At 65.6% G+C, this 25,592-nt stretch carries 29 protein-coding genes; 15 read left to right on the top strand and 14 right to left on the bottom strand.

Annotation, left to right across the window (positions count from 1 at the left end):
* Nucleotides 1–82: 82 nt before the first annotated feature.
* On the bottom strand, nucleotides 83–592 hold the full coding sequence (locus tag VI26_RS21775; RefSeq protein ID WP_048411894.1) for a GNAT family N-acetyltransferase: 510 nt from the start codon (nucleotides 590–592) through the stop codon (nucleotides 83–85).
* Between the two features lie 184 nt (nucleotides 593–776).
* Between VI26_RS21775 and VI26_RS21770 the strand changes: the two genes are divergently transcribed.
* Nucleotides 777–1,556: an HAD family hydrolase gene (locus VI26_RS21770; protein WP_048411861.1), complete on the top strand. Its 780-nt coding sequence runs from the start codon at nucleotides 777–779 to the stop codon at nucleotides 1,554–1,556.
* A gap of 179 nt (nucleotides 1,557–1,735) precedes the next feature.
* Entirely contained in the window at nucleotides 1,736–3,082 is a 1,347-nt protein-coding gene (locus tag VI26_RS21765; protein ID WP_048411860.1) for an HD-GYP domain-containing protein, read from the top strand.
* A gap of 44 nt (nucleotides 3,083–3,126) precedes the next feature.
* Here the strand turns inward: VI26_RS21765 and VI26_RS21760 are convergent, their stop codons facing one another.
* Nucleotides 3,127–4,215, bottom strand: coding sequence for an agmatine/peptidylarginine deiminase (locus VI26_RS21760; protein ID WP_048411859.1), 1,089 nt, complete (start codon nucleotides 4,213–4,215; stop codon nucleotides 3,127–3,129).
* Nucleotides 4,216–4,397: 182 nt separating this feature from the next.
* Between VI26_RS21760 and VI26_RS21755 the strand changes: the two genes are divergently transcribed.
* Nucleotides 4,398–5,222: an ABC transporter substrate-binding protein gene (locus VI26_RS21755; RefSeq protein WP_048411858.1), complete on the top strand. Its 825-nt coding sequence runs from the start codon at nucleotides 4,398–4,400 to the stop codon at nucleotides 5,220–5,222.
* Between the two features lie 343 nt (nucleotides 5,223–5,565).
* Here VI26_RS21755 and VI26_RS21750 read toward each other — a convergent pair whose 3' ends face one another.
* From VI26_RS21750 to VI26_RS21725, 6 genes are all read right to left on the bottom strand, one after another.
* The gene (locus VI26_RS21750) at nucleotides 5,566–6,066 is read right to left on the bottom strand and encodes a hypothetical protein (protein WP_048411857.1); all 501 of its coding nucleotides are present in this window, start codon (nucleotides 6,064–6,066) and stop codon (nucleotides 5,566–5,568) included.
* A 291-nt stretch (nucleotides 6,067–6,357) separates the two neighbouring features.
* Entirely contained in the window at nucleotides 6,358–6,750 is a 393-nt protein-coding gene (locus VI26_RS21745) for a DUF4280 domain-containing protein (protein ID WP_048411856.1), read from the bottom strand.
* Between the two features lie 61 nt (nucleotides 6,751–6,811).
* Nucleotides 6,812–8,518 carry a putative 2-aminoethylphosphonate ABC transporter permease subunit gene (locus VI26_RS21740; protein WP_048411855.1) on the bottom strand — a complete coding sequence of 569 codons (1,707 nt, stop codon included), beginning with the start codon at nucleotides 8,516–8,518 and terminating at the stop codon, nucleotides 6,812–6,814.
* Nucleotides 8,512–9,612, bottom strand: a complete 1,101-nt coding sequence (locus VI26_RS21735; protein ID WP_048411854.1) for a putative 2-aminoethylphosphonate ABC transporter ATP-binding protein — start codon at nucleotides 9,610–9,612, stop codon at nucleotides 8,512–8,514. The genes VI26_RS21740 and VI26_RS21735 overlap by 7 nt, the downstream gene beginning before the upstream one ends.
* 72 nt (nucleotides 9,613–9,684) lie before the next feature.
* On the bottom strand, nucleotides 9,685–10,707 hold the full coding sequence (locus tag VI26_RS21730; protein ID WP_156183992.1) for a putative 2-aminoethylphosphonate ABC transporter substrate-binding protein: 1,023 nt from the start codon (nucleotides 10,705–10,707) through the stop codon (nucleotides 9,685–9,687).
* A gap of 153 nt (nucleotides 10,708–10,860) precedes the next feature.
* A complete protein-coding gene (locus tag VI26_RS21725) occupies nucleotides 10,861–11,559 on the bottom strand; it encodes a DAPG hydrolase family protein (RefSeq protein WP_231465212.1) in 699 nt (232 codons plus the stop codon).
* Between the two features lie 97 nt (nucleotides 11,560–11,656).
* On the opposite strand from VI26_RS21725, the gene VI26_RS21720 reads away from it, so the two are divergent.
* Nucleotides 11,657–12,301: a TetR/AcrR family transcriptional regulator gene (locus VI26_RS21720; protein ID WP_048411852.1), complete on the top strand. Its 645-nt coding sequence runs from the start codon at nucleotides 11,657–11,659 to the stop codon at nucleotides 12,299–12,301.
* A gap of 78 nt (nucleotides 12,302–12,379) precedes the next feature.
* Complete coding sequence (locus VI26_RS21715; protein ID WP_048411851.1) at nucleotides 12,380–14,002, top strand: GGDEF domain-containing protein; 1,623 nt, start codon at nucleotides 12,380–12,382, stop codon at nucleotides 14,000–14,002.
* Between the two features lie 194 nt (nucleotides 14,003–14,196).
* Here the strand turns inward: VI26_RS21715 and VI26_RS21710 are convergent, their stop codons facing one another.
* The 4 genes from VI26_RS21710 to phnF all read right to left on the bottom strand — a co-directional run bounded on the left by VI26_RS21710 (nucleotide 14,197) and on the right by phnF (nucleotide 16,655).
* Nucleotides 14,197–14,526: a hypothetical protein gene (locus VI26_RS21710; RefSeq protein ID WP_048411850.1), complete on the bottom strand. Its 330-nt coding sequence runs from the start codon at nucleotides 14,524–14,526 to the stop codon at nucleotides 14,197–14,199.
* Between the two features lie 155 nt (nucleotides 14,527–14,681).
* Nucleotides 14,682–15,251 carry a phosphonate metabolism protein/1,5-bisphosphokinase (PRPP-forming) PhnN gene (gene phnN, locus VI26_RS21705; RefSeq protein WP_048411849.1) on the bottom strand — a complete coding sequence of 190 codons (570 nt, stop codon included), beginning with the start codon at nucleotides 15,249–15,251 and terminating at the stop codon, nucleotides 14,682–14,684.
* On the bottom strand, nucleotides 15,241–15,933 hold the full coding sequence (locus tag VI26_RS21700) for a DUF1045 domain-containing protein (RefSeq protein WP_048411848.1): 693 nt from the start codon (nucleotides 15,931–15,933) through the stop codon (nucleotides 15,241–15,243). The genes phnN and VI26_RS21700 overlap by 11 nt, the downstream gene beginning before the upstream one ends.
* Complete coding sequence (phnF, locus tag VI26_RS21695) at nucleotides 15,933–16,655, bottom strand: phosphonate metabolism transcriptional regulator PhnF (RefSeq protein ID WP_048411847.1); 723 nt, start codon at nucleotides 16,653–16,655, stop codon at nucleotides 15,933–15,935. The genes VI26_RS21700 and phnF overlap by 1 nt, the downstream gene beginning before the upstream one ends.
* A gap of 168 nt (nucleotides 16,656–16,823) precedes the next feature.
* On the opposite strand from phnF, the gene phnG reads away from it, so the two are divergent.
* Genes phnG through VI26_RS21660 form a run of 7 tightly spaced genes read left to right on the top strand, consistent with a single transcriptional unit; the run spans nucleotide 16,824 to nucleotide 22,419 of the window.
* Nucleotides 16,824–17,264, top strand: coding sequence for a phosphonate C-P lyase system protein PhnG (gene phnG, locus VI26_RS21690; protein ID WP_048411846.1), 441 nt, complete (start codon nucleotides 16,824–16,826; stop codon nucleotides 17,262–17,264).
* A gap of 1 nt (nucleotide 17,265) precedes the next feature.
* The gene (phnH, locus tag VI26_RS21685; RefSeq protein ID WP_048411845.1) at nucleotides 17,266–17,847 is read left to right on the top strand and encodes a phosphonate C-P lyase system protein PhnH; all 582 of its coding nucleotides are present in this window, start codon (nucleotides 17,266–17,268) and stop codon (nucleotides 17,845–17,847) included.
* Nucleotide 17,848: 1 nt separating this feature from the next.
* Nucleotides 17,849–18,937, top strand: a complete 1,089-nt coding sequence (locus VI26_RS21680; protein ID WP_048411844.1) for a carbon-phosphorus lyase complex subunit PhnI — start codon at nucleotides 17,849–17,851, stop codon at nucleotides 18,935–18,937.
* The gene (locus VI26_RS21675) at nucleotides 18,934–19,791 is read left to right on the top strand and encodes an alpha-D-ribose 1-methylphosphonate 5-phosphate C-P-lyase PhnJ (protein WP_048411843.1); all 858 of its coding nucleotides are present in this window, start codon (nucleotides 18,934–18,936) and stop codon (nucleotides 19,789–19,791) included. The genes VI26_RS21680 and VI26_RS21675 overlap by 4 nt, the downstream gene beginning before the upstream one ends.
* Nucleotides 19,788–20,561: a phosphonate C-P lyase system protein PhnK gene (gene phnK / locus VI26_RS21670; RefSeq protein WP_048411842.1), complete on the top strand. Its 774-nt coding sequence runs from the start codon at nucleotides 19,788–19,790 to the stop codon at nucleotides 20,559–20,561. The genes VI26_RS21675 and phnK overlap by 4 nt, the downstream gene beginning before the upstream one ends.
* A 5-nt stretch (nucleotides 20,562–20,566) precedes the next feature.
* Entirely contained in the window at nucleotides 20,567–21,274 is a 708-nt protein-coding gene (phnL, locus tag VI26_RS21665) for a phosphonate C-P lyase system protein PhnL (RefSeq protein WP_048411841.1), read from the top strand.
* Complete coding sequence (locus tag VI26_RS21660; protein WP_048411840.1) at nucleotides 21,271–22,419, top strand: alpha-D-ribose 1-methylphosphonate 5-triphosphate diphosphatase; 1,149 nt, start codon at nucleotides 21,271–21,273, stop codon at nucleotides 22,417–22,419. Before phnL ends, VI26_RS21660 begins: the two co-directional genes overlap by 4 nt.
* A 270-nt stretch (nucleotides 22,420–22,689) precedes the next feature.
* Here the strand turns inward: VI26_RS21660 and VI26_RS24745 are convergent, their stop codons facing one another.
* On the bottom strand, nucleotides 22,690–22,836 hold the full coding sequence (locus tag VI26_RS24745) for a hypothetical protein (RefSeq protein WP_156183991.1): 147 nt from the start codon (nucleotides 22,834–22,836) through the stop codon (nucleotides 22,690–22,692).
* Nucleotides 22,837–22,883: 47 nt separating this feature from the next.
* On the bottom strand, nucleotides 22,884–23,156 hold the full coding sequence (locus tag VI26_RS21655; protein ID WP_048411839.1) for a hypothetical protein: 273 nt from the start codon (nucleotides 23,154–23,156) through the stop codon (nucleotides 22,884–22,886).
* Between the two features lie 339 nt (nucleotides 23,157–23,495).
* On the opposite strand from VI26_RS21655, the gene VI26_RS21650 reads away from it, so the two are divergent.
* The 3 genes from VI26_RS21650 (at nucleotide 23,496) to VI26_RS21640 (ending at nucleotide 25,496) form a co-directional block, all read left to right on the top strand.
* A complete protein-coding gene (locus VI26_RS21650; protein ID WP_048411838.1) occupies nucleotides 23,496–23,720 on the top strand; it encodes a hypothetical protein in 225 nt (74 codons plus the stop codon).
* Between the two features lie 625 nt (nucleotides 23,721–24,345).
* Nucleotides 24,346–25,053 carry a winged helix-turn-helix domain-containing protein gene (locus VI26_RS23450; RefSeq protein WP_053074580.1) on the top strand — a complete coding sequence of 236 codons (708 nt, stop codon included), beginning with the start codon at nucleotides 24,346–24,348 and terminating at the stop codon, nucleotides 25,051–25,053.
* On the top strand, nucleotides 25,029–25,496 hold the full coding sequence (locus tag VI26_RS21640) for a hypothetical protein (RefSeq protein WP_156183990.1): 468 nt from the start codon (nucleotides 25,029–25,031) through the stop codon (nucleotides 25,494–25,496). Before VI26_RS23450 ends, VI26_RS21640 begins: the two co-directional genes overlap by 25 nt.
* Nucleotides 25,497–25,592: the final 96 nt, after the last annotated feature.

Below are 25,592 nucleotides of genomic sequence, written 5' to 3'. Positions count from 1 at the left end.
CCTAGGCGCTGAAACGCAAACAGCGCAAGGCCCATCGCCTTGCGCTGTTTTCCGATCCGCGTTCGCGACGAACGCTGGCGCCTCAAGCCAAGCGCTTCGCCATCACATAATCGTCCATCACGAAGCCGTTGCCGATATCGAACACCGCCTCCTCCCGCAAGGTAAAACCACGCTGCTTGTACACCGCGATAGCGCCGGCATTGTGCTTGTTCACCGTCAGCACCAAGGCATGGCAGCCGTGCCGGCGCGCCGCGTCTTCCGCCGCGTCCAGCATGTAAGCGCCCAGGCCGCGGCCACGCGTCTCCGCCAATAGATACAGCTGCTCCAGCTTCATCTCCCCCGGCGTCGCCGTCAGCGCGTAACTGCAATAGCCCACCGCCCGGCCATCCAGCTTCAATAGCCCGAACCAGCGGTCCGGCGCGTCCAGATAAGCGGACAGCTTTTCCGGGACATAACGGCCGGCCAGCATGTATTCGATCTGCTCGCGGCTGATCATGCTGATGAAATGCTGATGCCAGATCTCGCCGGCCAACTCGGCCAGCACGGGAAAATCGGCGGGGGTCAATGGCTCCAGACAAACGTTTTGGCTCATGCGCGGCATACTCCGGGTTTCATGGGATCACCTACAGACAATGCGGACAACTGCCGGCATTCACAAGCCCGCGGCCCGCCAGTTTGTCGCGGCGGCTTCACCCGAGCAGGTGAGACAGTTAGAATACAAACATCATAAAGCGGCGCTAAAACCCGCCGCCGCCACCTCCCCGCAGCGAGACCTCATGCACTTCATCTTCGATATCGACGGCACCATTTGCTTCAACGGCAGAACCATCAGCCCGGCCATCCAGGACGCGCTGGACAGCCTGCGCCAGCGCGGCCACCAGCTGGGCTTCGCTTCCGCCCGCCCCTACCGCGACATCCTGCCCTTGCTGGATGCCCGCTTCCACGACGCGCTGATCATCGGCGCCAACGGCGCGATGAGCCACCGGCAAGGCCAGCTGCACCGGCTGACCCCCATCCCGGACCCGGTGTTCGCCGACATCACCCAGTTGGCGCAACGCTTCGCCGCGTCCTACCTGGTGGACCTGAGCTGGAACTACCACTACAGCGGCGATGCCAGCCATCCCTTCCTCAACAAGGTGGACCCCGGCAAACTGGCCAGCCATGTCGGCGCCGAAGACATCCGCCAACCAACCAAGCTGCTGATCACCGCCTGCGCCGACGTCCCCGGCCTGCGCCAGGAGCTGGACGCCCACGCCGGCGTGGAGCTGCACCACCATTCCGACGAACAGATCTTCGACATCACCGCCGCCGGCGTCAGCAAGATGGCCGCGCTGCGCCAATGCGGCATCGCCGCCGAGGAGCTGATCTGCTTCGGCAACGATAGCAACGATGTCAGCATGTTCCTGGACGCCGGCCACTCGGTACAGGTGGGCGCCCATCCGCGGCTGGCGGAACTGGCCAGCGAGCGCTTGCCGCTGGACCAGGACATCGAAACGCGGCTGGTGGACGTCATCGCGCGGCTGAGCCGCGAACGCGCGCCGGCGCGGCGGGATTGAAAAAGCACGCGTCGCCGAGGATAAATAGGGTAGCGCCGCTCACAGAGATGCCGCGCGGCTCCGGCTTGCCGTACTCAATGTACTGTCCGCGCCAGCGCGGCTTGCCCCCGCGTCTCTGCAAGGTTTTGTGAGCGGCTTCGCCGCCCCTCCCCCGCCCGCCTCAACCCCATGGAGCACGCATGATCGCCACCCTGAAGCTGTCAGAACTGATCAGCTCGCTAAGCTACGCGCTGGACATCACCGAAGGCCAGCCGGAGGGCCACTGCGTCCGCAGTTGCTGGATAGGCATGCATATCGGCCAAGACATAGGCCTGCCGCCGCAACAGCTATGGGATTTGTACTACTCCATCCTGCTCAAGGACCTGGGCTGCAGCAGCAATGCGGCGCGCATTTGCGAGCTGTACCAAACCGACGATCGCAGTTTCAAACAGGACTTCAAGCAAGTGGGCGCCAGCCTGCCGCAGATGCTGGGCTTTGTGTTCAAGAACACCGGCACCCACAGCGAGGGCTGGACGCGGCGCGCGGGCTCCATTCTCAAAGTGCTGCGTCACGGCAAAGCCATGGCGGACGAGTTGATCAATATCCGCTGCCACCGCGGCGCCGACATCGCCCGCCAGCTGCGCTTCAATGAAAGCGTGGCGCAGGGCATCCAGTCTCTGGACGAACACTGGGACGGCTCCGGCCGGCCGCTGGGGCTGCGCGGCGACGCCATCCCGCTGAATTCACGCATCGCGCTGCTGGCTCAAGTGATAGACGTGTTCCACATCACCCACGGCCGCCACGCGGCACTGGAGCAGGCGCTACACCGCTCCGGCGGCTGGTTCGATCCGGAGCTGGTGGCCGCCTTCCGCCGGGTGAGCGCCCGGCCGGACTTCTGGCGGCAGTTGGAGGCCGACGACATCGACCAGGCGGTGCTGCGGCTGGAGCCGGCCCAATGCGCGGTGCCGCTGGACGAGGACTATCTGGACGAGATCGCCGAAGGCTTCGGCCAGGTGGTGGACTCCAAAAGCCCGTTCACCGCCGGCCACAGCCAAAGAGTGGGCCATTACGCCGACCAGATCGCCGCGGAGCTGGAACTGGGCCTGGAGCGACGGCGCTGGCTGAAACGCGGCGCGCTTCTGCACGACGTGGGCAAGCTGGGGGTCAGCAACTCCATACTGGACAAGCCCGGCAAGCTGGAGGCGGATGAATGGGAGGCGGTCAAACGCCACGCTGGCTACACCGAGGCCATTCTGGGCCGCATCGAACACTTCGCCGAACTGGCCTGGGTGGCCGGCGCCCACCACGAGCGCCCGGACGGCGGCGGCTACCCGCGCGGCCTGTCCGGCGACGCCATCGCGCTGGAAACCCGCATCATCACCGCCGCGGACATCTTCGACGCCATCAACGCGGAACGCCCCTACCACCCGGCCACCCCGGCGCCGCAAACCCTGGACATCATGCGCCGGCACCTGGGCAGCGCCATCGACGCCACCTGCTTCGCCGCGCTGGAACAAGTGCTGCGCCAGGAAGGCGCGCTGTCTTGAGCGCGTGAAAAAGCCGGCCCCGCGGGGCCGGCTTCCACGCCGATTCAAGCCGGCTGCTGCTGTGTCGCGCAGTGGATGCCGCCGCCGCCGGCGGCGATGCCGTCTATATTCAGCTGCACCACCTCTCGCTGCGGAAACAGCTCGCGCAGCGCCGCGCGCGCGTTGCGGTCGGCCTTGGCGTCGCCGAACTCCGGCGCGATCACCGCGCCGTTGCAGACATAGAAATTGATGTAGCCGGCGGCCATCTCGTGGCCTTCGTACTCCGGCCGTACCCGCTCCGGCCCCGGCAACACCACCACCTCCAGCTTGCGGCCGCGCGCGTCGCGCGCCTGGCGCAGCAGGCTCAGGTGATGGCGAGTGACCGCGTAATCGTAGGACTGCGGGTCCGTGTCCAGCCCGGCCACCACCACGCCGGGACGGACAAAACGGGCGTAGAAGTCGGTGTGGCCGTCAGTGATGTCGCGGCCGGCGATGCCGGGCAGCCAGATCACTTTTTCCACGCCCAGCAAGCGGCGCAGCTCGCGCTCGCACTGCGCCTTGCTCCAGCCGGGATTGCGGTTGGCGTTGAGCACACAGCTTTCGGTGATGATGGCGCTGCCTTCGCCATCCACCTCGATGCCGCCTCCTTCCAGCACCAAGCGGGTAGACACGACGGGCACGCCGGCCTTGGCCGCCACCGCGGCGGCCACCTTGGCGTCCCTACGGTGCGCCTGCTTGCCGCCCCAGCCGTTGAAGTTGAAATCCACCGCCGCCGCCCCGTCCTTGCCCTTGACGAAGATCGGGCCGCTGTCGCGTATCCACAGATCGTCCAGCGGCTGCTCCACCAGTTCCACCTTGGGGCCGCACAGCTTGGCCGCCAGCGCCATGTCCTCGGCCCGCGTCAGCATGCGCACCGGCTCGTGGGCGGCGATGGCCTGGGCCACTCGCGCCAAATCCCGCCGCACCACCGGCAGCAAACTCGTGCCCCACACCTCCAGGCTGGGACCGAAGGCCATCCAGGTGGCGGCGTGGCCTTCTCCCTCGTCCGGCATGCGATAGCCGGCCGCGCTCGGCTCCGCGCTCCAAGCGCGGGCGGCCATCATGCCGCCCGCCGTCAACAGGCTTGCGCCCAGGAATTGTCGTCTAGTGCTCATCGCCGTGTCTCCAAGGCCGGTTTCCAGCCACATGGCCGTGCTTGGCATTGTGCAAGCGGACATGCATTTAAAAAAGCGATGAATTTTGCGGAAACCTATCAATTTCTATCATGCATTTGCCGCCGCCGCGCGCTGGCGGGAAGAATGACATAAGCTGAAGACGGAATACAGGAGGGACCGGCATGCGTCTCGCGCTTTGCATCATCATCGCCGTCATCGCGGCCCAGGCCCGCCTGGCCCTGGCGCAAGATCCGGAACTGGTGATGGGCTACCGCACCAATGAACGGCGTCCCTATATCGACGACGACAACGACGAAGGCATCTATAAAACCCTGTACAGCCGCGCCTGCCAAAGAATCGGCTGCACGCTGAAAGTGGTGCGCCTGCCAAAGAAGCGCTTGCTGCAAGCGCTGGCGCAGGGCGAGGTGGACTTCTATCCCGGCTACACCTACAACGCGGAGCGCGAGCCCATCGCCCTATTCCTGCCCAACGGCCTGCGCGAGCGCCATGTCGTCATTACCCGCGCCAGCCACCCCGCCGTACGCGGCTACGCCGATCTGGGCAATGGCGTGGAACTGCGCAACCTGGGCAACCCGGACCTGATTCCCCTGCTGTGGCAAGCGCGCATCAAGGTACTGCAAGTGCCCGAATTGGATGTGGAACGCGCCTTCCGTCTGATCAGCGCCGGCAAGGGAGATTTCTACATCTACGACGAACTCACGCTGCGTTTCTACTGGGAGCGGCTGCGGCCCACCGGGCTGACGCTGCACCCGTCGCTGGAGCCCTGGCAAGCCATGCATATGGGCTTTTCCAAACACTCCCGCTTTTACCGCGCGCAGCCCAATCCGGATTACCGCGCCGACCAGCCCTTAAGCCCGGACAACTATCCGCTGCGGCTGGACCCGGCCTCGCTGGCCGGCAGACTGACGGCCGCCTTGCAGGCGATGAAGCAGTCCGGCGAAACCGAACGCATCGTCGAGCGCTTTCTCCAGGCGCCGGCCCGTTGAGAGCGCCCGGGCTTCTGTTTGGACAAACGCCACGGACAAAACCCCTGACGCCGTCTTGCGATGCGCAGGGGTTTTCCGGTAACGGAGAGCCTATTCAAAGTCCTGCACACTAGGGCATGACGAGGCGGAAACCGATGAGAAAGCGGAATGTACAAGCGGTACATGAGCATTTCGAAGCAGTACTCACCGTGTCACGTTTCACGACGCGCAGCAGATCGTAAACAGGTTCTAAGAGCCGCTAACAAAACCGCGCAGCGCACCTGAGCCAAGGCGCGCCGACGCAGGCAGTACAAGTAGTACGACAAGGAGGCGCAACGCAGGATCAGGGGTTTTGTTAGCGGGTCTAAGGCGTGACCCGCATATACGGCGTAGTACTCAGCGTCGCGCTGATGGTACAACCGCCGGACAACTGCGCCGCGTCCAGGCCGATCACGGTTTCACTGCCATTGTCGGCGACGCTGCCGACAATCTTGCTGGGCCCGCACAGGCCGCCGGCGATCGGCGATTTGACGTTCACCGCCACATTATCCAGCGTCAACTGGGTGGCGGTATCCACATGGCCGGTCCACGGCGCGATGACCGAGGCTGTGGGCTTGATCAGCTTGCACAGCGCGCCGCCGCTGAAGGAGGCACTGGTGATGGCGACATTGCCATAGCCGTCCACGGTGCCGCTGAACACCGCCTTGCAGTCCAGATCGATGCCGAACTTACCCACCTTGGCCGGCCCCACCGCGGAAAACGGCATAGGCGCGCCGCCGGGTCCGGGCGGAGTGATGGTGACGGCAAAGGCGGATGCGGTGGCCAGGCTGAGCGCGGCGATGGCGAGACGATGGGATAAGGTCATGATGGCTCCTTGCTTGAGAAGGTTGATTCATGCCAATCGGCAAGAAGCCAATAAATTAATATTCCAATTGAATTGAACGTTTGATTTCAATCAAGCCGCGGCCCGCGCCGGCCCTGGCCTATGGGCTGATGCACAAGCGTCAGCTGTCGGCGCCGACGCGCACGACCATGGGCAAGAACAAGACAAGGCCTTGCGGCTGAAGAAGCGGAATCTGCAAGTGGTACATAAGCATTCCGAAGCGGAGCTTACCGTATCGAATCTCACGAAGCGCAGCGGGCTTTGAACAGGCTCTCAGGGAATCATCACCGTGAACTGGCCGGGCGCGTTGATCTTGATCACCCCGCCCCAGTTGCACATCAGCATGCTGTTGCTGTCCAGCGCCGGCATATTGGCGATCAGCACCGTGGGCGCGCCCGGGGTCCATGGCGCGGCGGTGACCGGGATGCAGGGCATGGGCGTCAGCACGCCCATCGCGGCGGCGGTGGCGGCCGCCACCATAGGGTTGGCCGGGCTTTGGCACATGCCGAAGGGCATGATGTTGAGCATGGGCACGTGGTCCATGATGTTGGCGGCCGGCACGCCGCCGGCCATCACTCGATTGACCGGCAACACCACCAGGCTGCTGGGGGCGACGCCGAAACTGCATTGCAGCATCGCGCCCATGCATACTTGCGGACATCCCATGCGGCGTCTCCTCGCTCTGGCGGAAAATGAAATGACATCGTCACGCCAAAGCCCAGTGCCGTCAAGCGCGGCCGCGCCAGCGCTGGCCGCGCCGGCCCAGCACTCGTTCCAGCCCCAACAGCAGCAGCGACACCGCGGCCGAGCTCAGCGCGATCAAGCTGGCCATCGCCGCCGCCGCCGCGGTGTCGCCGGCATCGTCCATGGTGACAATGGCCACCGCGGCCAGGCTGTTGTCCGGGCTGGCGATGAAGATCAGCGCCGACAACGTGGTCATCGCCGACACGAATAGATAGCGCATCACGTCCAGCAGCGCCGGCAGGCACACCGGCAGCGTCACCCGCCGCAGCGTCACCCAGAACGGCACTTTGAGCGAGGCGGCCACTGCTTCGAATTCGCCGTCCAGCTGTTTGAGCGCGGTGCTCATGGTCAGGTGGGCGGTGGTGTAGAAGTGGGCGATGGTGCAGGCCGCCATCAGCGTCATGCCGCCGTAGAGCGCATGCAGCGGATTGGCCGGGTGGTTGAAGAAGAACACATAACCCAGGCCCAGCACCAGGCCGGGCACCGCCATCGGCAGCATGGCGAAGAAGCGCAACAGCGCGCGGCCCAGCGGCGCCGCCGGCAGCTTCTCGCAGGCGTAGGCACCGGCGAACACCAGCAGGCTGCCGATGCCGGCAGTGATGGCGGCCAGCTTCAGGCTGTTGAAATAGGCGCTCCAGCCGCCGCCGTCTACGCTGTCGAACTGGTAGTGCGCCAGCGTCAGGCTCAAATCGTAGGGCCAGTATTTGATGAAGGAGGCGACGATGCCGACGCCGAGCAAGGCCAGCAGCGGCAGCGAGATCACCGCTAGCAGCAGCCAGGCGGCCAGGTCGCGCCATAAGCCGCGGCCCGGCGAAAACGGCACCGCGCGCGCGCTCAGCGCCGCCTGCTGGCGGCGCGCCATGCGCCGTTCGATGAAGAAGGAAAACACCGCCGGCAGCAGCAGCATCAGACCCACCACCGCGCCGCGCGGGAAGTTCTGCTGCCCCACCACTTGCTTGAAGGCTTCCACCGCCAGCACATTGTAGTCGCCGCCCACCACCTTGGGCACGCCGAAGTCGGTGATCACCAGGGTGAACACCACCAGGCCCGCCGACACCAGCCCATAACGCGCGCCCGGCAGGGTAATGGTGAGGAAGCGGCGCAGCGCGCCGGCGCCCAGCGCGCGGCCGGCCTCGTACAAGCGCGCGTCCGACGCCGACAGCGCGGTCAGCAGGATCAGCAGCGCGTGCGGAAAAGTGTAGAAGGCTTCGCCCAGCACCATGCCCCAGAAGCCGTAAATGCTGGCGCCGGCCAGCCAGGATTTGAGCAGACCCTGGTTGCCGAACAAATACACCAGCGAGATGGCCGGCATCAGGGACGGCGCCAACAGCGGCGACAGGGCGATCTGGCGGAACACGCCGCCGCCCCAAACGCGGCTGCGGCTCAGCCCCCAGGCGAAGGCGAAAGCCAGCGGCAGCACCAGCGCGGTGACAGTCAGCGCCAGCCACAGGCTGTGGCGGGCGGCGCGCATCAGGCCGGGGCTGTCCAGCACCTGGACGAAGTTGGCCAGGCCGACGAAGCCGTCGTCCATGTCCAACACCGATTTGCCGAAGATGAACAGCAGCGGCAGGCCCAAGGCCAGCGCCAGCAGCGCCGCCAACGTCCACACCAGCGCGGAAGCCAGCCGCCGTTCGCCATTGGCGGCGCCGGCCGGCGCGGCGCGCCATCCGTTCAAGGCGCGGCTCAGCATGCGCCCTCCCCGGCATAGGCCCGCAACAAGGCGGCCGGCAGTTCCACCGGCACCACTTCGCCCGGCGCCAGCGGCTGGCGCTGCAACATGGATGGGCAGATTTCGGCATGCAACACCAGGCCGGGCATGGCTTCCGGCTGCAGGCGCAGCCGGGTCATCGCACCGCCGAAGCTGACGTCGTCCACCCGCGCCAGCAAGGTGTTGGGCGCGCCGTCCCAGCGCGCCTTGACGATGATGTCTTCCGGCCGCAGAAACAGGGTCAGCGCCTCGCTGTGCGGCAGCCGCGTGTCCAGCCGCAGCAGGCAATTGCCGACGGCGGCGCTGTGCGCGTCCCGCCGCCGCGCCGGCAGCCAGTTGGCGGCGCCGACGAATTCGGCGACGAAGCGGCTGGCCGGCCGGCGGTAGATTTCGGCCGGCGTGCCGATCTGCTCGATGCCGCCGGCGTTCATCACCACCACCCGGTCGGCGATGGCCAGCGCCTCGGCCTGGTCATGGGTCACCATCAAGGTGGTGACGCCCAGGCGCTTTTGCAGGCCCTTGAGTTCGTCGCGCAGCTTGTCGCGCACCCGCGCGTCCAAGGCGGACAGCGGTTCGTCCAGCAGCAGCAGGCCGGGCGAGGTGGCCAGCGCGCGCGCCAGCGCCACCCGCTGCTGCTGGCCGCCGGACAGCTGGGCCGGGTATTTGTCCTCGGCGCCGGGCAGGCCCACCAGATCCAGGAGTTCGCGCACGCGGCGAGCGTGACGCGCGCCGCCGCCGCGCGGCTTGAGGCCGTAGGCGATATTGTCGGCGACATTGAGATTGGGGAACAGCGCATAGCTCTGGAACACGATGCCGTAATCGCGGCGCGCCGGCGGCTCGCGGGTGATGTCGCGCTCCAGCAGATGAACGCTGCCGGCGTCCGGCTGGTCCAGCCCGGCGATCAGGCGCAGCAAGGTGGTCTTGCCGCAGCCGGAGGGGCCCAGCAGGCAGACGAATTCGCCCTTGCGTATGGACAGCGATACGCCGTCCAGCGCGGTGAAGCCGCCAAAACGGCGGCTGAGGCCGCGGACGGACAGGTGTTCGGACAAGCCGCTGAGGCTATCGGCCGGTTTCATGCGCAACTCCAGGATGTCTTGCAATGGGACGACGCCGCCCGGCGGACGGGCGGCGTGACAGAGGAAGCCGGATCAGCTTTTGGGTTCGGCCTTGCTTTCATAGCGGCGCGACCATTCCTGCAGGATGGCCTCGCGCTGCTTGGCGGCCCAGGCGAAGTTGTTCTTGCTCAGGCGCTTGGCGTAGTCGGCGGGGATGAAGGGATTGGGCTTGGCCACGCCGGGCATGGCCAGCACCGCGTAGTTCTTTTCATACAGGCGCATCGCCGGCAGGCTGACCGAGAAGTCCGCCAGCTTTTGCGCGGCGGCCAGCTTCTTGCTGCCCTTGAGAATGGCGGTGGCCTCCAGGTCCCAGCCCAGGCCTTCCTTCGGGTAGATCAGGTCTATCGGCGCGCCCTTTTCCTTCAGTTGGGCGCCGCGGTATTCGAAGGAGATGCCTATCGGGTACTCGCCGGCGGCGGCCATCTTGCACGGCTTGGAGCCGGAGTGGACGTACTGGGCCATATTGGCGTGCAGCTTGTCCATATAATCCCAGCCCTTTTTCTCGCCCATCATCTGCAGCCAGGCGGACACGTCCAGATAGCCGGTGCCGGAGGACGCCGGATGCGGCATCACGATCTGGCCCTTATAGGCCGGCTTGGTCAGATCCGCCCAGCTCTCGGGCTTGGGCAGGTTCTTCTTGGCCGCTTCCACGGTATTGAAACAGATGGTGGCCGCCCACACGTCCATGCCGGTCCACTTGGGCGGCTTGGCCTTGTCCACGAAGGCCGGGCTCAGCTTTTCCACGCCCTTGGGCGCGTACGGCTGCAGCATGCCCTGCTGGTCCAGGATCATCAGGCTGGTGGCGGCCAGGCCCCACACCGCGTCGGCCTGCGGATTGTTTTTTTCGGACAGCAGCTTGGCGGTGATGATGCCGGTGGATTCGCGCACGAAGCGGATCTCGATGTCCGGGTTGGCCTTCTCGAAAGCCTCCTTGTATTCCTTGACCTGGTCCGCTTCCAGCGCGGTGTACACGGTCAGGGTGGTGGCGGCCTGCGCCAGCGGGGCCATCAGGCCGGCCAAGGCCAGGCCGGCGGCCAGGACAATCTGCTGTTTCATCGACATCGCTCCAATGGGTTTAGATGTATAGACCTTATGGTCCGCACACCATCCGTGAATCAGCCGCCACCTTACGACGCGTCGATGACAGCGCGGTGACGGCCGGGTGAAGCTTGTCTTGCGCAGCTGGATGTCCTGCCGCCGGCAAACAGCCTACCAGGCCAGCGGTCCTTTCTCGCCGTTGGCGTGCTCGCCGTAATACAGCGATGGCAAGAGCCGCGCCAGGCAGCTGAACTCGTTGTAGCAATGGCGCATCAGCTCCAGGCCCAGTTGCTCCGGCACCGCTTCGCCGCAGCCATCGGCCGCGCCCAGCAGAAAGCGGCTGCGCAGCACCGCGCCATGGGCGGTGTCGCGCGTCAGGTGCACCATCTCCCCGTCCAGCGGATCACCATCGGCGCTGAGCCGCGGCTCGTCGCCAAAGGCGATGCGCGCACACACCGCGGCCGAAACATCGCCGCAAGCGCGCGCCGCCTTGAGCAGGCCGGCGCCGAAAAAGCTTTCCGCCGGGTGGAATTTCAGCACCGCCGACACCGGCGGGATCTCGCCCAAGGCCTCCACCGCGCGCACCGTGGCGCCGACATAGCTGCCGCTCTGCCGGCGCGACTCGCTCCAGCCGTGCAATTGCACATGATCGTGCGGATGCCACCAGCGGATATGCTGGGTGGTGTCGAAGAAGTTAAACCACCAGTCGAACATGCGGCCGGCGCAGCCGGGCAGCTCGGTGCGCACCGCCACCAACAGCCTGCCGTCGTCCAGCCGGCGCACGCCGGTTTCCAGGGCCAGCGGGCCCGGCTGCAGCAATTCATCGTAAATGCCCGCATGGCGCGGGCGTGTTTCCGTAGTCTGATTCACAGTACACTCCTTGGACAGGTAAAGACCATGGCGCGGCGACGCGCCTCCACAAATTAAGAAACGTTATGCGTTTCCATATTGAGGAAAGCTCATTCAGATGTCAAGCCAGGACCAGGCGCCGCGCTCGCGCGGCCGCCCCGCCGTGCCGGAACAGGAATTGCGCCAACAGGTGCTGGACGCCGCCACTGAACTCTTGCTGAACCAGGGCTATCAGGCCGCCACCATGGCGGCGGTGGCGCAGCGGGCCGGTGTGGCCAAGAAAACGGTGTACCGTTTCGCCGACAACAGCGAGCAATTGCTGGGCGCGGTGATCCACGACTGGACCGATGACTTCGTCGCGCCGATGCAGGCGCCGCTGACGGACGCCGCCGATCTGCCGCAAGCGCTGGAAGCCTTGCTGAACACAGTGGCGGCCAAGGTGCTGTCGCGCGAAGCGGTGGGACTGTTCCGCTTATTGGTGGGCGATTTTCCCGGCAAGGAGCGGGCGCTGGAACAATACGCCGAGCACGGGGTGCGGCGCTGCGCCGCCTTGCTGGCCGGCTGGCTGGAGCAGCAGGCCGCGCGCGGCCTGATCCGCTGCCCGGACCCGATGCAGACCGCCGAACTGCTGCTGGCGCTGACCATCGCCGAGCCACTGCGCCAGATGGCGCTGGGCCTGACCCCGCCGCTGCCGGACAGCGACCTGGGCGCGCGCACCCGCGCGGCGGTGGCCTTGTGCTGCGTCGGCCTGCTGCCGCGCTGATCGCCAGCGGCGCATGTCCAACATACAAAACGCAAAGTCTGGCCTAGACTATGCTAATGACTACCATATTTTGCGACCATGAATCTGCGCAGCATCTTCGCTAGCATCGTGACCCGCCTGCTGCTGCTGGCGCTGTGCATCGTGACCCTGGGCGCGGTGGCGCGTTACTACGCGCTCAGCCATTTCCTGCGCGAAGATCTGAGCTCGGTGGTGCAGAATCAGCAGATGGCGCTGGCCAGCTATGTCGCCCGCGACCTGGACTTCAAGATAGAGCAGCGCCAGGCGCTGCTGCGGCGCCTGGCGAGTACCCTGCCCGCCGCGCTGCTGCAACGGCCGGCCGAGCTGCAAGCCTGGCTGCGCCTGCATTGCGATTTCCAGTGCCCGTTCTCCCAAGGTTTGTTCGTGGTGACGCAGGAGGGCCGCGCCATCGCCGATTACCCGCCCTTGCCCGGCCGTGTCGGCAGCGACTTTTCCGACCGCGACTATATCAGCGCCGCGCTGTCCGCCCCGGCCAGGCTGGACCGCATCGTCATCGGCCGCCCCGTCATCGGCCGCGCCAGCAAAAAACCGGTACTGCCCATGGCCGCGGCCTTGCCGTGGCGCGATGGCCGCCCGCAAGGCGCGTTGGCCGGCATCACCGCGCTGGCCGCGCCGGGCTTCATGGATTTGCTGCTGGCTTCCCACATCGGCAGGCCGAATAGCGGCTTTTTGCTGATCTCGCCGCAGGACAAGCTGTTCGTCGCCTCCTCTCAGCCGGACATGGTGCTCAAACCCACGCCGCCGGCGGGCATCAATCCCTTGCACGATCGGGCGATGGCCGGCTTCCGCGGCGTGGGCATCACCATCAACGCCAAGGGACGCGAGGAAGTGTCCGCCATCGCCTCGGTGCCCAGCACCGGCTGGTTCGTGGTGGCGCGGCTGCCCAGCAGCGAGGCCTTCGCCACCGTGGGCAGGGCGCAAGCCTTTCTGCTGAAAAACGCGGTGATCGCCATCCTGATCTTCGGCGTGGCGGCAGGCATCGGCCTCTATTTACTGTTCCGCCCGCTGTTCCGCGCCGCCAGCCACGCCGATCGCATGACCCGCGGCGAGCTGCCGCTGGAGCCACTGCCGCTGACGCGCAACGACGAGGTCGGCCATTTGATCGCCGCCTTCAACCGGCTGTTGAACAAACTCAACCAGCAACAGACCGAGCTGGCGCGCATGGCCCACCACGACGCGCTGACCGGGCTGCCCAACCGCGCGCTGCTGTCGGACCGCCTGAACATGGCGCTGGCGCGCGCGCAGCGCAATGAGAGAAAGCTGGGCCTGCTATTCCTGGACCTGGACGGTTTCAAGCTGATCAACGACAACTATGGCCACAAGGCCGGTGACAAGGTGTTGTGGCAGGCGGCGCAGCGGCTGAGCGGCATCGTGCGCCAGACCGATACGCTGGCGCGCATCGGCGGTGACGAGTTCGTATTGTTGATAGGCGACCTGGGCGCGGACGCGGAGGACGTGGCGCGCATCGTCGCCGCCAAATGCCTGGAAGCGATGCAGGAGCCGTTCGACATCGGCGGAGAACAGCGTCAGCTGGGCATCTCGATCGGCATTGCGCTGGGCGGCGGCGCCAGCAGCGCGGACAGCCTACTGCAGGCGGCGGATCAGGCGATGTATCGGGCCAAGAAGTCCGGGCGCAGCGGCTGCGAAACCATCACTCTGTAAGAACCAGTTTACGATCTCGCGAGCTAAGGCGTGACAAGGCGAAAACGGGCGAAAAAGCGGAATGTACTCGTGGTACATGAGCATTTTGAGCTTGGTTTCAACGCCCATTTCTATCCATCCCGCCGACGCGCAGCAGATCGTAAACAGGTTCTAAGCACCCGGCGGTCCTGCCAGGCCGCCGGAACAAGCCGTGGCTACACGATTTCCGGGATGTGCTCGATAAAGGCCACCCGCTCATTATTGTGCAGCACTTCCACCGATTTGTACGGCGGCGCGCCCGGCGGCAATACCCGGTCATAACGGGCGTGCGCCACCGCCAGCACCTGCGGCCACATGCCGGGTTTCTGCACCAGGTGCAGGTCAAGCATCAGGATGGCGGGGTTGATGCCCTGCGGCTCGCGCATGGTCAGCACCGCTTCCACCCCGGGATTGGCCACCACCACGTCACCTGCCACATGCAAGCTCTTGGGGTGGCCCGGCATCGCGTTCAGCCAGGCATGCCAGTTTCTTGATTGCAAAGCCATGTCCATTCTCCAGCCAATGGCGGAACGCGCTAGAGCGGCTGCGCCGGCCCAGGCGTTCCGCGGCGGGACCGGTGCGCGGTCCGCCGCGACGCTGCCGGCGAACTGCCCCGGTTATAGCAAGCGGCGGCGCCGACGCCGACGCCGTTTTCCCATCATTAAGTACAGTTCTCACTTAAACTGTCCGTCAGTAGCCGCAGCAGCCGCTCGCCGGCCTCGGCCAATTCGCCGTCGTTGCGCAACACCGCCGCGCCCGGCGGCGCTTGCAGCGCCGCCGCTTCTTCCAGCCGCGCGGCGATGCGCTCGGCCGATTCGCGGCCGCGGCCGGCCAGCCGCGCCGCCAGCACCTCGGGGCTGGCGACTATCCACACCGGGCGCAAGCCGGGAAAGCGCCGCGCCGCCAGCGGCAGCGCCGAACGCGAGCCATTGACCACCACGTCCAGGCCCTGCTCCAGCCACAGCGCCACCTCCACGCCCAGGCCATAGGCCAGGTCATGCCGCCGCCAGCTCAAGGCGAAACAGCCGCCCTGTTCGCGCTGTTCGAACTCCTCCCGGCTCAGCGCCACATGGTTCTCGCCGCCGGCGTCGGCCGGCCGGGTAATGTAGCGATGCGCGAACACCAGCCGCCCGGAGGCCGGCAACCGCGCCCGCACATAGGCGAGCAGGCTGTCCTTGCCGGCGCCGGACGGGCCGATCACATACCACAACACTCCGGGCTCAGACTTCATAGCGCGCCACCTGCCCGTCGAAACCGCAGTGCGCCAGATAGCGGAAGGCCTGGCCCGCCGCCGGCTCCATGAACAGCGCCACGCCGTCCACCCGCGCGCGGGAAAAAGCGGCGAACTGCCGCCGTGCAGCCTGCTCCAGCGCGCGCCCCGCCGCGCTGTCCGGCGCCAGCCGGCCGCTCAGCGTCAGGTGAAAACGGTACTGCTCGAATACATAGGGATAGCCCCAACGCAGGTTCAAGCGCTCCTGGCGCGGGTCCAGTCCGGCGCGCGCCTTTAGCGGCCGTTCGCGGTCGGTCAGCGCGTCCAGCTCGATCACGCAGGCGGCGGCCAGCTCGGCCAGTTCCGGCGGCGGCTCCGCCGGCCGCAGCGCCAGAAAATCCGCCAGCCAGGCCACCTCCAGCTCCAGCTCGAAGGGCTGGAAGCGTTGCGCCAGCGCCGCGGTGCGCTCCAGCAGCGCCGCCTCCTCCACCCCGGCGCGCAAGGCGAACGGCGCTTTCAAGGTGGCGTGCCAGCCATAGCGTGCAGGCTCCGTCGTCAGTTCCGTCAGGGTCTCGGCATCCATGCCCGGCGCGTGCGGCTGCAACACTTGCAGGCCGCTGTGCGCGTCCTGGCCCAGCCAGCCGCTGCCGGCGCGCCAGAAGGCGCTGTCCGGGCGCGGCGCGTAATACAGGGCGTAGCGCATCAAGCGTCCTCCATCACCAGTTGCACCAGGTCGCCGTTGAAACAGGTGACGCCGTACTGCACCGGCCGCCCCTGCGGGTCCACGTTCAAGGACTTCACATGCAGCACCGGCCGGTTCTTGGGAATGCCCAGGTAGTCCACCGTTTCGCTGTCCGGCAGCCGCGCGGTGACGCGGGAAAAACGCCGGGTGTAATCATCGATGCCGAAATGCGCCAACGCGCGCGTCACCGAGCGTTCGCGCCGGTAGATTTCCGGCAGGCCGGGAAAACGCGCCGCCGGAAAGAACAGCGTCGCCCAGTCCACCACCCGCAGTTCCACCCGGCTCAGGGTCTTGATGCGCAGCAGCGGCTCGCCCACCGCCACTTGCAGCAAGTCGGCTAGTTCGGCATTGGCCGGCACCGTGTCGCTGGCCAGGATATCGATGTCCGAGTTCAGGTTCTGGCTGGCCATGTTCTGGGAGAAGCGGGTGCGCTTGCTGATCGCGTAGTCGATCGCATTGTCCTGCACGAAGGTGCCGCGTCCCTGCTCCACCCGCAGCAGGCCGCGCTCCACCAGCGTGGCCACCGCGCGCCTGATGGTATGGCGGTTGACGCAGAAGCGCTCCGCCAGTTGCAGCTCGGTGGGCAGCCGCTCGCCAGCGCGCAAGGCGCCGACGGCGATCTGCTCGGCCAGGCTGTTTTCTATCTGCCGCCAGACGGCGACGCCGGAACCGCGTTCAATCATCTTTCAAGCCCTTTCTCTCCCGCGGCGGCCAAGGTCTAGCGCCGCCACCCAATCGTCACAAAACCTTCATCGCCGCATGCTGTTTGCGCTTGGTCACGGGCCATTATCATGGATACATCTATACGTTTATATGAATTTTTGTTGAAACCACATAGGGCGATACCCGATATGGAAACCTCGACCAGGCAAGACTGGCTCAGCCTGCTGGCCCACACTCCGCTACCGCGGCTGCGCCGGCTGCTGACCCCGCTGCTGCCGCCGGCGCCGCGGGTGGAATGGCTGCGCCGCGCCGAAACCGGACTCATCATGCTGCAAGGCCGCGCCGGCGGCAGCGGCACCCGCTTCAACCTGGGCGAGGCCAGCGTCAGCCGCGCCAGTTGCCGAATAGACGGCCGCCTGGGCCACGGCTGGGCGCTGGGCAGCAATGGCGAACACGCCGAACTGATCGCCCAGGCCGACGCGCTGTTGCAAGACCCGGCGCGGCAAGAACAACTGCTGGCGCAATGGATCGCGCCCTTGCGCGCCGAGCGCGCCGAGCGCCGCGAACAGGCTGCGCGTGAAGCCGCCGCCAGCAAGGTGGAGTTCTTCACCCTGGTCAGGGGGGAATGAAATGAATGAAATGCGCGCCGCCTTCGCCGATCCGGTTCACGACAGCCAACGCTGCTTCCGCGCCACGCTGGCCGCGCTGGCCGAACCCCTGCAACCGCAGACGCTGCCGGCGCTGCCGGCCGAACTGCCGGGCCTGATGCCGGCCACCGCCGCCCTGCTCTACACCTTGCTGGATCAGGACGTCAGCGTCTGGCTGCCGCCGCTGCCGGCGGACACCCTGGCCAGCCTGCGCTTTCATACCGGCCTGCGCCTGGCCACCGCGCCGGAACAGGCCGACTTCGTGGTGCTGCCGCTGGGCGCGCCGCTGCCGCCGCTGGCCGCGCTCAAGGCCGGCGAGCCCGAATACCCCGACCGCTCCGCCACCGTGCTGCTGGAAACCGCCGGCTTCAACGCCGAGCAGGTGGAAGCCTGCGGCCCGGGTTTCGCCGCGCCGCGCCGCTTCGGCATGAACGGCGCGCCGGACGATTTCTGGCGGCAGTGGCGGGACAATCACGCCCGCTTTCCGCTGGGCGTGGACATCTTGCTGATCAGCGGCGAGCGCGTGGCCGGCCTGCCGCGCAGCACCCGCGTCAAGGAGGGTTGATATGTATGTAGCCGTCAAAGGCGGAGAAACCGCCATCGCCCGCTCCTGGGACTTGCTGGCCGCCAAGCGCCGCGGCGACGCGGCGACGCCGGAACTGAGCCTCGCGCAGATCCGCGGCCAATTGCGGCTGGCGCTGGCCAGGGTGATGCAGGAAGGCTCGCTGTACGACGAGGAACTGGCGGCACTGGCGCTGAAGCAGGCGGCCGGCGATTGCGTGGAAGCGGTATTCCTGCTGCGCGCCTTCCGCACCACCCTGCCGCGCTTCGCCGCCAGCCGGCCGCTGGACACCGCGGCGATGCGGGTGCGCCGCCGCGTGTCCGGCACCTTCAAGGATGTGCCCGGCGGCCAAGTGCTGGGCCCCACCGCAGATTACACCCAGCGGCTGCTGGACTTTGACCTGGCCCAGGCCGGCGAGCCGCCGCTGCCGACGCTGGCGGACGCACCCTTGCCGGAACGGCTGCCCTGCGTGCTGGACACTCTGGCGCAGGAAGGCCTGATCGAGCCGGAAACCCCGCCGCCGGGCGATCCGGAACCGGCCGACCTGACGCGCGAGCCGCTGCTGTTCCCGGCCGGCCGCGCCGCCCGGCTGCAAAACCTGGCGCGCGGCGACGAGGGCTGGCTGCTGGGCCTGGCCTATTCCACCCAGCGCGGCTACGCCGAAAGCCACCCCTTCGCCGGCGAAATCCGCATGGGCGAAGTCAGCGTGACGGTCTGCCCGGAAGAACTGGGCTTCGATATCGATATCGGCGAAATCACGCTGACCGAATGCCAGATGATCAACCAGTTCGCCGGCAGCCGCAGCGCGCCGCCGCAATTCACCCGCGGCTACGGCCTGAGCTTCGGCGAAGCCGAGCGCAAGGCGATGGCGATGGCGCTGGTGGACCGCAGCCTGCGCGCCGCCGAGCTTGGCGAAACGGCGCACGCGCCGGCACAGCAGCCGGAATTCGCGCTGTGCCACAGCGACAACGTCGAAGCCTCCGGCTTCGTCCAGCACCTCAAGTTGCCGCACTACGTCGATTTCCAGGCCGAGCTGTCGCTGATACGCCAGTTGCGCCGCGAGCACGCCGCCGACAAGGAGAAACAGGCATGAGCACCGCCACGCAATGGGCGTACAACTTCGGCTTCCTCGATGAAAACACCAAGCGCATGCTGCGCCGCGCGCTGCTCAAGGCGGTGGCCATTCCCGGCTACCAGGTGCCGTTCGGCAGCCGCGAAATGCCCTTGCCCTACGGCTGGGGCACCGGCGGCATCCAGCTGACCGCCAGCGTGATTGGCCGCGACGACGTGCTCAAGGTCATAGACCAGGGCGCCGACGACACCACCAACGCGGTCAATATCCGCCGCTTCTTCGCCCGCGTCGCCGGCGTGGCCACCACCACCCGCAGCGCCGAGGCCAGCCTGATCCAGACCCGGCACCGTATCCCGGAAACCCCGCTGCGCGCCGGCCAGGTGCTGGTGTTCCAGGTGCCGGAGCCGGAGCCGCTGCGCACGCTGGAAGCCAGCGAGCAGGAAACCCGCAAGCTGCACGCCCACCAGGAATACGGCCTGATGCACGTCAAGCTGTACGAGGACATCGCCCGCTACGGCCACATCGCCACCAGCTACGACTACCCGGTGCTGGTCAACGGCCGCTACCTGGCCTCGCCCTCGCCCATTCCCAAGTTCGACAATCCCAAGCTGGACATGAACCCGGCGCTGCTGCTGTTTGGCGCCGGCCGCGAAAAGCGGCTGTACGCGATCCCGCCGCACACCCGGGTGGAAAGCCTGGCCTTCGACGACCATCCGTTCCAGGCGCAGCGCTGGGAACAGGCTTGCGCGCTATGCGGCGCCGACGACAGCTATCTGGACGAAATCATCACCGACGACGCCGGCGCGCGCCAATACGTCTGCTCCGACAGCGACCACTGCCAGCAACGCCGCGACACACAGGAAAGCCCGCAATGAATCCGCCCCTACTCAGCGTCCGCGGCCTCGGCAAGGACTACGGCAACGGCAATGGCTGCTTCGGCGTCGATTTCGAGCTCTACGCCGGCGAAGTGCTGTGCGTGGTCGGCGAATCCGGCTCCGGCAAATCCACGCTGCTGGCCGCGCTGGCCGGCAAGCTGGCCGCCGACGCCGGCAGCGCGCGCTTCCGCGACCGCGACGGCCGCGAGCACGAACTCACCGCCATCGCCGAATCCGAGCGCCGCCGGCTGGCGCGCAGCGAATGGGGCTTCGTGTCCCAACACGCCCGCGATGGCCTGCGCATGGACGTCTCCGCCGGCGCCAATATCAGCGAGCGGCTGATGGCGCTGGGCCAGCGTCACTACGGCCGGCTGCGCCAGACCGCCGGCGACTGGCTGGAACGGGTGGAAATCGGCCGCGCGCGGCTGGACGACGCGCCGAGCGCCTTTTCCGGCGGCATGCAGCAGCGGCTGCAGATCGCCCGCAGCCTGGCCACCCATCCGCGGCTGGTGTTCATGGACGAACCCACCGGCGGCCTCGATGTCTCGGTGCAGGCCCGCTTCCTGGACCTGACCCGAAGACTGGTGCGCGACAGCGGCATCGCCGTCATCATGGTCACCCACGACCTGGGCGTGGCCCGGCTGCTGGCGCAGCGCACGCTGGTGATGCAGCGCGGCCGGGTGGTGGAAGCCGGCCTCACCGATCAAATCCTGGACGATCCGCAGCACCCTTATACCCAGCTGCTGGTATCCTCCATTCTGCAGGCCTGAACGCGATGAACTTGTTGATAGACGCTAGCCGTTTGAGCAAAACCTTCACCCTGCACCAGCAGGACAGCCTGGCGCTGCCGGTGCTCGACGATGTTTCGCTGCAAGTGGCCGCCGGCGAATGCGTGGCGCTGGCAGGTCCTTCCGGCGCCGGCAAGAGCACCTTGCTCAAGGCGCTGTACGCCAACTACCTGGTGCAAGGCGGCAGCATCCGCATCCGCCACCGCGACGCCTGGCTGGACATGGCCGCTGCGCTGCCGCACGAGATCGCCGACGTCCGCCGCCACACCCTGGGCTATGTCAGCCAATTCCTGCGCGCCATCCCGCGGGTGGCGGCGCTGGACATCGTCGCCGAGCCGCTGTGCGAATGGGGCATGGACGCCGATGCGGCGCGACGCGAGGCCGGCGCCTGGCTGGCGCGGCTGAACATCCCGGAACGGCTGTGGCGGCTGCCGCCGGCCACTTTTTCCGGCGGCGAGCAGCAGCGGGTCAATATCGCGCGCGGCATGATAGCGCCGCGGCCCATCCTGCTGCTGGACGAGCCCACCGCCTCGCTGGACGCCGCCAACCGCGCGGTGGTGATTGAATTGATGCGCGAAGCGCTGGCGCGCGGCGCGGCACTGGTGGGCATTTTCCACGACGAGCCCACCCGCGACGCCGTCGCCGACCGCGTGTTCGAAGTCCCGCTGGCAAACAAACCGGAACACCAAGCATGAAACGAATCCTGAACAATGCCCGGCTGATCCTGGCCGACGGCGTCGTCGAGCGCGGCGCGCTGGAAATCGACAACGGTGTGATCGTCGCCATCCATGCCCAGGCGCTGAGCGCGCCGCCGCCGCACAGCGAAGACCTGGACGGCGACGATCTGCTGCCCGGCCTGGTGGAAGTGCACACCGATAATCTGGAAAAACACCTGATGCCACGCAACGGCGTGCTGTGGCCGACACTGCCGGCCGTGGTCACCCATGACGCGCAATGCGTGGCCGCCGGCATCACCACGGTGCTGGACGCGCTGTCGGTGGGCGATCTGGAAGGCGACAGCGTGCGGCTGGACACCTTGCAAAGCGCCTTCGACGCGATAGACGCCGGAATGCGCCAGCGCGTGTTCCGCGCCGAACACCTGTTCCACCTGCGCTGCGAGCTGGCCTATCCGACGCTGCTGGACGCGCTCGCGCCCCTGCTCGACCACCCGGCGGTGCGCCTGGTGTCCTTGATGGACCACACCCCCGGCCAACGCCAGTACCGCGACCTGGCGCAATACCGCAAGTATTACGCAAAGAAGAACGTCAGCTGGAACGACGATACCTTCCTCGCCGCGGTGGAGCAGCGCAAGCTCAAGCAGCGGCAGTACGCCGGACGCCATCGCCAGGCGGTGGTGGAACTGGCGCGCGCGCGCGGCATCGCGCTGGCCAGCCATGACGACACCGAACTCGGTCATATCGACGAAGCGGTGCGCGACGGCGTGGCCATGTCGGAATTCCCCACCACGCTGGCCGCCGCGCGCGCCGCGCGCGAACAGGGCCTGATGACGGTGATGGGCGCGCCCAACATCGTGCGCGGCGGCTCCCACTCCGGCAATGTCGCCGCCTTGGAGCTGGCCAGCCACGGCCTGCTGGACATCCTGTCCTCGGACTATGTGCCGGCCAGCCTCTTACACGCGGCCTACTTGCTGGGCCGCCAGCCGGACTGGAACCTGAGCCGCGCCATCGCCACCGTCAGCGTCAATCCGGCGCGGGCGGTGGGGCTGGCGGATCGCGGCGCCATCGCCGTCGGCCAGCGCGCCGATCTGGTCCAGGCGCGCGAGCAGGACGGCATCCCTTTGGTGCGCCAAGTGTGGAACGCCGGCCGGCGCGTATTCTGAGAAGCTGTTCAAAGTCTGCTACGCTTCGGCGATACGGCGTTGAAAACAAGCTCAAAATGCTCATGTACCACGTGTACATTCCGCTTTTTCGCTCGTTTTCGCCTTGTCTCGCCCTTGCTCGCGAGACTTTGAACAGGCTCTGAGCATCATCCATGCAAAGGGCCGCGTTATCGCAACGCGGCCCTGTTTGCATTTCCCATTCCAAAATCGCTGACTCTTTATTCTCCGTCGGCCGCGCGCGGCGTGCTGCCACAAGCCGCGCGCCTGCGATCAACTGCGCTGCGACAGCGCTTGCTGCGCGCCTTCCTTGCCTAAATGCAATAGCAGCAGCAAAACACCGATACCCAGCGTTTTCATCACGCACCAGAACAGAGCAATGCTCAATACCCGATAACAAACAAAACTGACCAAAGACATTATTTATCGACTTCCATTCAGCAATAAGAATCGACCACTACGCCAAACTACACCGAAAATGACTCCGACTTCACCGCCCAATAAATATCCAGCCGCTCTTTGCGCGTCAAATACACCTTGCCGCCGGCACTACTACTTTTCAACGCCACGCTGCAGATTCTCAAGGCCCGATATAAGCTGGGCACCACCGCGCCCATTGCGCTGGTTTTGCGAATCAGGTTTTCAATATAAATAGCCAGACTTTCCAAATCGCGCGACCAAACCACCGCGCTCCCTCGCGCCAGGCTTTCCAAAATTCTCGAACCGCTCGCTGCCGGCATGACTTTTTGCTCCAAAAATAATTGAAGGCCATCCTATCCGGCATTGATACTGAAAGTCTTTATCTAAACAAGAACAATTCTTTGCGTTTTATTAGAAATGATTATCGTTTGCCCCGCATCCAAGCATCCGCAACGGCCAGGAAAGCCATACGCCGCCATGCGTCGCGGCGCGCGGCAATCATTACCATTCCTTATCGCCCCTGTCCAAAAGCTTAATTTACCGGGCTGACAGCCCCTGCCATCCAAGCGGCATGCTATGATTTCGCCTCGGTAGCACTGGAACGGCGACAGACCGCTTCCAATCCGTGTATTGAACAACAACACCACATCATCATACGCATGCAATATAAAAACAAAGACCAAAACCAGGCCGGCGCATCCATGCTCGACTCCATCGCCAATACCGCAAAACTATCCGCCTTGCTGATGTGCCTGGACCAGGCACAGTTATTGAGCGAGCAGTTATTGAGCGAGTTGAAAAGCCGGGACAAGCAAATCAATGCCATAGAACAGGAATTAGAAACCGCCAGGCAGGAAATTCAGAATTTGCGCTCCACGCATTAAAGCGCCGCACGATTTTCTTCTCCGGCAAGCCAATACGGCCGGCGCCCATTCATTCCCCATGGGTTTTGCCGCCGGCCGTTCGCCGGATTCAATCCTGCCCCGATGGCATTCATCGCCCTCGTTCCGACGCTGTAATCGGCTTGCTACAATTCCGACGGCGTTGAAATAAGCTCCGATCCGGCCAGCTTTAGCCCGGATTTCCCCTCCTCGTTGCGCTCAGACAACGGCGGTTTTCCAGGCCCCCCCGATACCTCATTCAGCGCTGCAGCCCAAGTCAGGCCTGAACTCCAGCGCCAAGCCCGCATTTTGTCCGCCACCGCAGTCGGCGCGCGGCAGCGCCATCCTCTTGAACCTGGCCACATTCTGTTGGAGAATGAACCGCATCAAATCAAGAGCGCGCCCAGCGCTCTTGTCATTTTCCGCTCATCTTCTCGGATTCACGCAACTCCACTTTGCAAGGCGCTGCTTGGCAGCGGAATGTTGCCGCCTATAATCCATCTAGAGCAAATTATCTAGCGAGCCATTTAAAATATCGCCAAATCAAGCGCCATCGGCGCGGCCGCCGGGACAGCGGCGCGCCGGCTTTGAAGGTTTAAGCCTGGCGTAAATAAGAAAGATTATAAGAATGAGATTTCATATCGAGGACAAGGTGATATTCGATCCCGACTCGGGCAGCCTGCAGCCCGGCGATCAGGAAAAAATTATCCTGAAATACAATGAGGCGCAGTTGTTGAAACTGCTGTTGTCCGGCCTGTTCGAGAAGAACGAGCTGATAGACAAGGTGTGGGGCAAGACCGTCGTCACCGACTCCAGCTATCACAAGCTGGTGTTCGACCTGCGCGCGCAGTTGGAAAAAAGCGGGCTGGACCCCAAGATCGTCAAGACCATTCCACGCCGCGGCTGCCAGTTCGTCGGCGTCTTCACGCCGCTGGACGATGCCCCGGCCACAGCCGACAACGACACGCCCCCGGCCGAGGACGCCGCCGCGCTCGCCGAGCCGCCCCCCGCCATCCCTTGCCCGCCGCAGCGGCCGCGCCGATGGCCGGTTTTCCGCATCGGCCGCGGGCTGGCCGCCTGCTGCGCCGGCGCGGCGGCGCTGGGCTTGGTGGCCGGCTGGCATTTGTCCTGGCTGATCCCGCAGATGAATATCCACAAAATGCCCGATGGCGCGCGCAGCCTGTTCGTGGTGGGCAATGTCTACCGCGACGCGCCCAAGCTGCCGGAAAGCGGCGGCGACGCGTTTTTCATCAAGAGCGGCAAATGCACCGCCAGCTATCTGTGCGATAAAAAATACGGGAGCGATCTCAATTGCAAAAACAAAATCGTGTTCTGATCGTGCTCGGCCTGTTCCTGCTCACGCTTTACCTGGGCTATGCCGGCCACAACTACATCATGGACAGCCGCACCCTGTGCACCGCGCGCATTTCCGAGCTGCGTTTCCCGCGCCACAGCGGCGAAATCGCCACCACCAGCGGCTTCATCGACCTGGACATGAAGAACGAGACCATCCATTTCTTTCTGCATTCGCCCACCGGCGACTACATCAACCGCCTGCTGCAATTCAACACCAGTTACGGCTGGAACGGCGAAGCCAACGCGGTCACCATCGTCAAGAAAACCAAGTCGCCGTCCGAGTACGGCAGCCTGGCCAGCGAATACCATATCTTCGACATCGGCACCCGCCACCTGATCAATATGGTGCCGGTGACCCGGCACGTCACCCAGGTCAACTTCGACTCGATCAGCTTCTTCTGCGAAACCCAGGAAATCCTGTGAGCCCGGCCCGGCGCGTCCACGCCGCCGGGCCTTGAGCCGGACTATCAGAACCTGTTTACGATCTCAGAACCTGTTTACGATCTCGCGAGCAAGAGC

Origin of the sequence: Chromobacterium sp. LK1, from assembly GCF_001043555.1 — a bacterium.
In the GTDB taxonomy this organism is placed as follows: domain Bacteria; phylum Pseudomonadota; class Gammaproteobacteria; order Burkholderiales; family Chromobacteriaceae; genus Chromobacterium; species Chromobacterium aquaticum.
This window is presented reverse-complemented; position numbering and strand designations above follow the sequence as displayed.

Excerpts from the sequence above, each read along its gene's own strand:
- VI26_RS21775 (WP_048411894.1), bottom strand. The coding sequence starts at position 592 with ATGAGCCAAAACGTTTGTCTGGAGCCATTGACCCCCGCCGATTTTCCC.
- VI26_RS21770 (WP_048411861.1), top strand. The coding sequence starts at position 777 with ATGCACTTCATCTTCGATATCGACGGCACCATTTGCTTCAACGGCAGA.
- VI26_RS21765 (WP_048411860.1), top strand. The coding sequence starts at position 1,736 with ATGATCGCCACCCTGAAGCTGTCAGAACTGATCAGCTCGCTAAGCTAC.
- VI26_RS21760 (WP_048411859.1), bottom strand. The coding sequence starts at position 4,215 with ATGAGCACTAGACGACAATTCCTGGGCGCAAGCCTGTTGACGGCGGGC.
- VI26_RS21755 (WP_048411858.1), top strand. The coding sequence starts at position 4,398 with ATGCGTCTCGCGCTTTGCATCATCATCGCCGTCATCGCGGCCCAGGCC.
- VI26_RS21750 (WP_048411857.1), bottom strand. The coding sequence starts at position 6,066 with ATGACCTTATCCCATCGTCTCGCCATCGCCGCGCTCAGCCTGGCCACC.
- VI26_RS21745 (WP_048411856.1), bottom strand. The coding sequence starts at position 6,750 with ATGGGATGTCCGCAAGTATGCATGGGCGCGATGCTGCAATGCAGTTTC.
- VI26_RS21740 (WP_048411855.1), bottom strand. The coding sequence starts at position 8,518 with ATGCTGAGCCGCGCCTTGAACGGATGGCGCGCCGCGCCGGCCGGCGCC.
- VI26_RS21735 (WP_048411854.1), bottom strand. The coding sequence starts at position 9,612 with ATGAAACCGGCCGATAGCCTCAGCGGCTTGTCCGAACACCTGTCCGTC.
- VI26_RS21730 (WP_156183992.1), bottom strand. The coding sequence starts at position 10,707 with ATGAAACAGCAGATTGTCCTGGCCGCCGGCCTGGCCTTGGCCGGCCTG.
- VI26_RS21720 (WP_048411852.1), top strand. The coding sequence starts at position 11,657 with ATGTCAAGCCAGGACCAGGCGCCGCGCTCGCGCGGCCGCCCCGCCGTG.
- VI26_RS21715 (WP_048411851.1), top strand. The coding sequence starts at position 12,380 with ATGAATCTGCGCAGCATCTTCGCTAGCATCGTGACCCGCCTGCTGCTG.
- VI26_RS21710 (WP_048411850.1), bottom strand. The coding sequence starts at position 14,526 with ATGGCTTTGCAATCAAGAAACTGGCATGCCTGGCTGAACGCGATGCCG.
- phnN (WP_048411849.1), bottom strand. The coding sequence starts at position 15,251 with ATGAAGTCTGAGCCCGGAGTGTTGTGGTATGTGATCGGCCCGTCCGGC.
- VI26_RS21700 (WP_048411848.1), bottom strand. The coding sequence starts at position 15,933 with ATGCGCTACGCCCTGTATTACGCGCCGCGCCCGGACAGCGCCTTCTGG.
- phnF (WP_048411847.1), bottom strand. The coding sequence starts at position 16,655 with ATGATTGAACGCGGTTCCGGCGTCGCCGTCTGGCGGCAGATAGAAAAC.
- phnG (WP_048411846.1), top strand. The coding sequence starts at position 16,824 with ATGGAAACCTCGACCAGGCAAGACTGGCTCAGCCTGCTGGCCCACACT.
- phnH (WP_048411845.1), top strand. The coding sequence starts at position 17,266 with ATGAATGAAATGCGCGCCGCCTTCGCCGATCCGGTTCACGACAGCCAA.
- VI26_RS21680 (WP_048411844.1), top strand. The coding sequence starts at position 17,849 with ATGTATGTAGCCGTCAAAGGCGGAGAAACCGCCATCGCCCGCTCCTGG.
- VI26_RS21675 (WP_048411843.1), top strand. The coding sequence starts at position 18,934 with ATGAGCACCGCCACGCAATGGGCGTACAACTTCGGCTTCCTCGATGAA.
- phnK (WP_048411842.1), top strand. The coding sequence starts at position 19,788 with ATGAATCCGCCCCTACTCAGCGTCCGCGGCCTCGGCAAGGACTACGGC.
- phnL (WP_048411841.1), top strand. The coding sequence starts at position 20,567 with ATGAACTTGTTGATAGACGCTAGCCGTTTGAGCAAAACCTTCACCCTG.
- VI26_RS21660 (WP_048411840.1), top strand. The coding sequence starts at position 21,271 with ATGAAACGAATCCTGAACAATGCCCGGCTGATCCTGGCCGACGGCGTC.
- VI26_RS24745 (WP_156183991.1), bottom strand. The coding sequence starts at position 22,836 with ATGTCTTTGGTCAGTTTTGTTTGTTATCGGGTATTGAGCATTGCTCTG.
- VI26_RS21655 (WP_048411839.1), bottom strand. The coding sequence starts at position 23,156 with ATGCCGGCAGCGAGCGGTTCGAGAATTTTGGAAAGCCTGGCGCGAGGG.
- VI26_RS21650 (WP_048411838.1), top strand. The coding sequence starts at position 23,496 with ATGCAATATAAAAACAAAGACCAAAACCAGGCCGGCGCATCCATGCTC.
- VI26_RS23450 (WP_053074580.1), top strand. The coding sequence starts at position 24,346 with ATGAGATTTCATATCGAGGACAAGGTGATATTCGATCCCGACTCGGGC.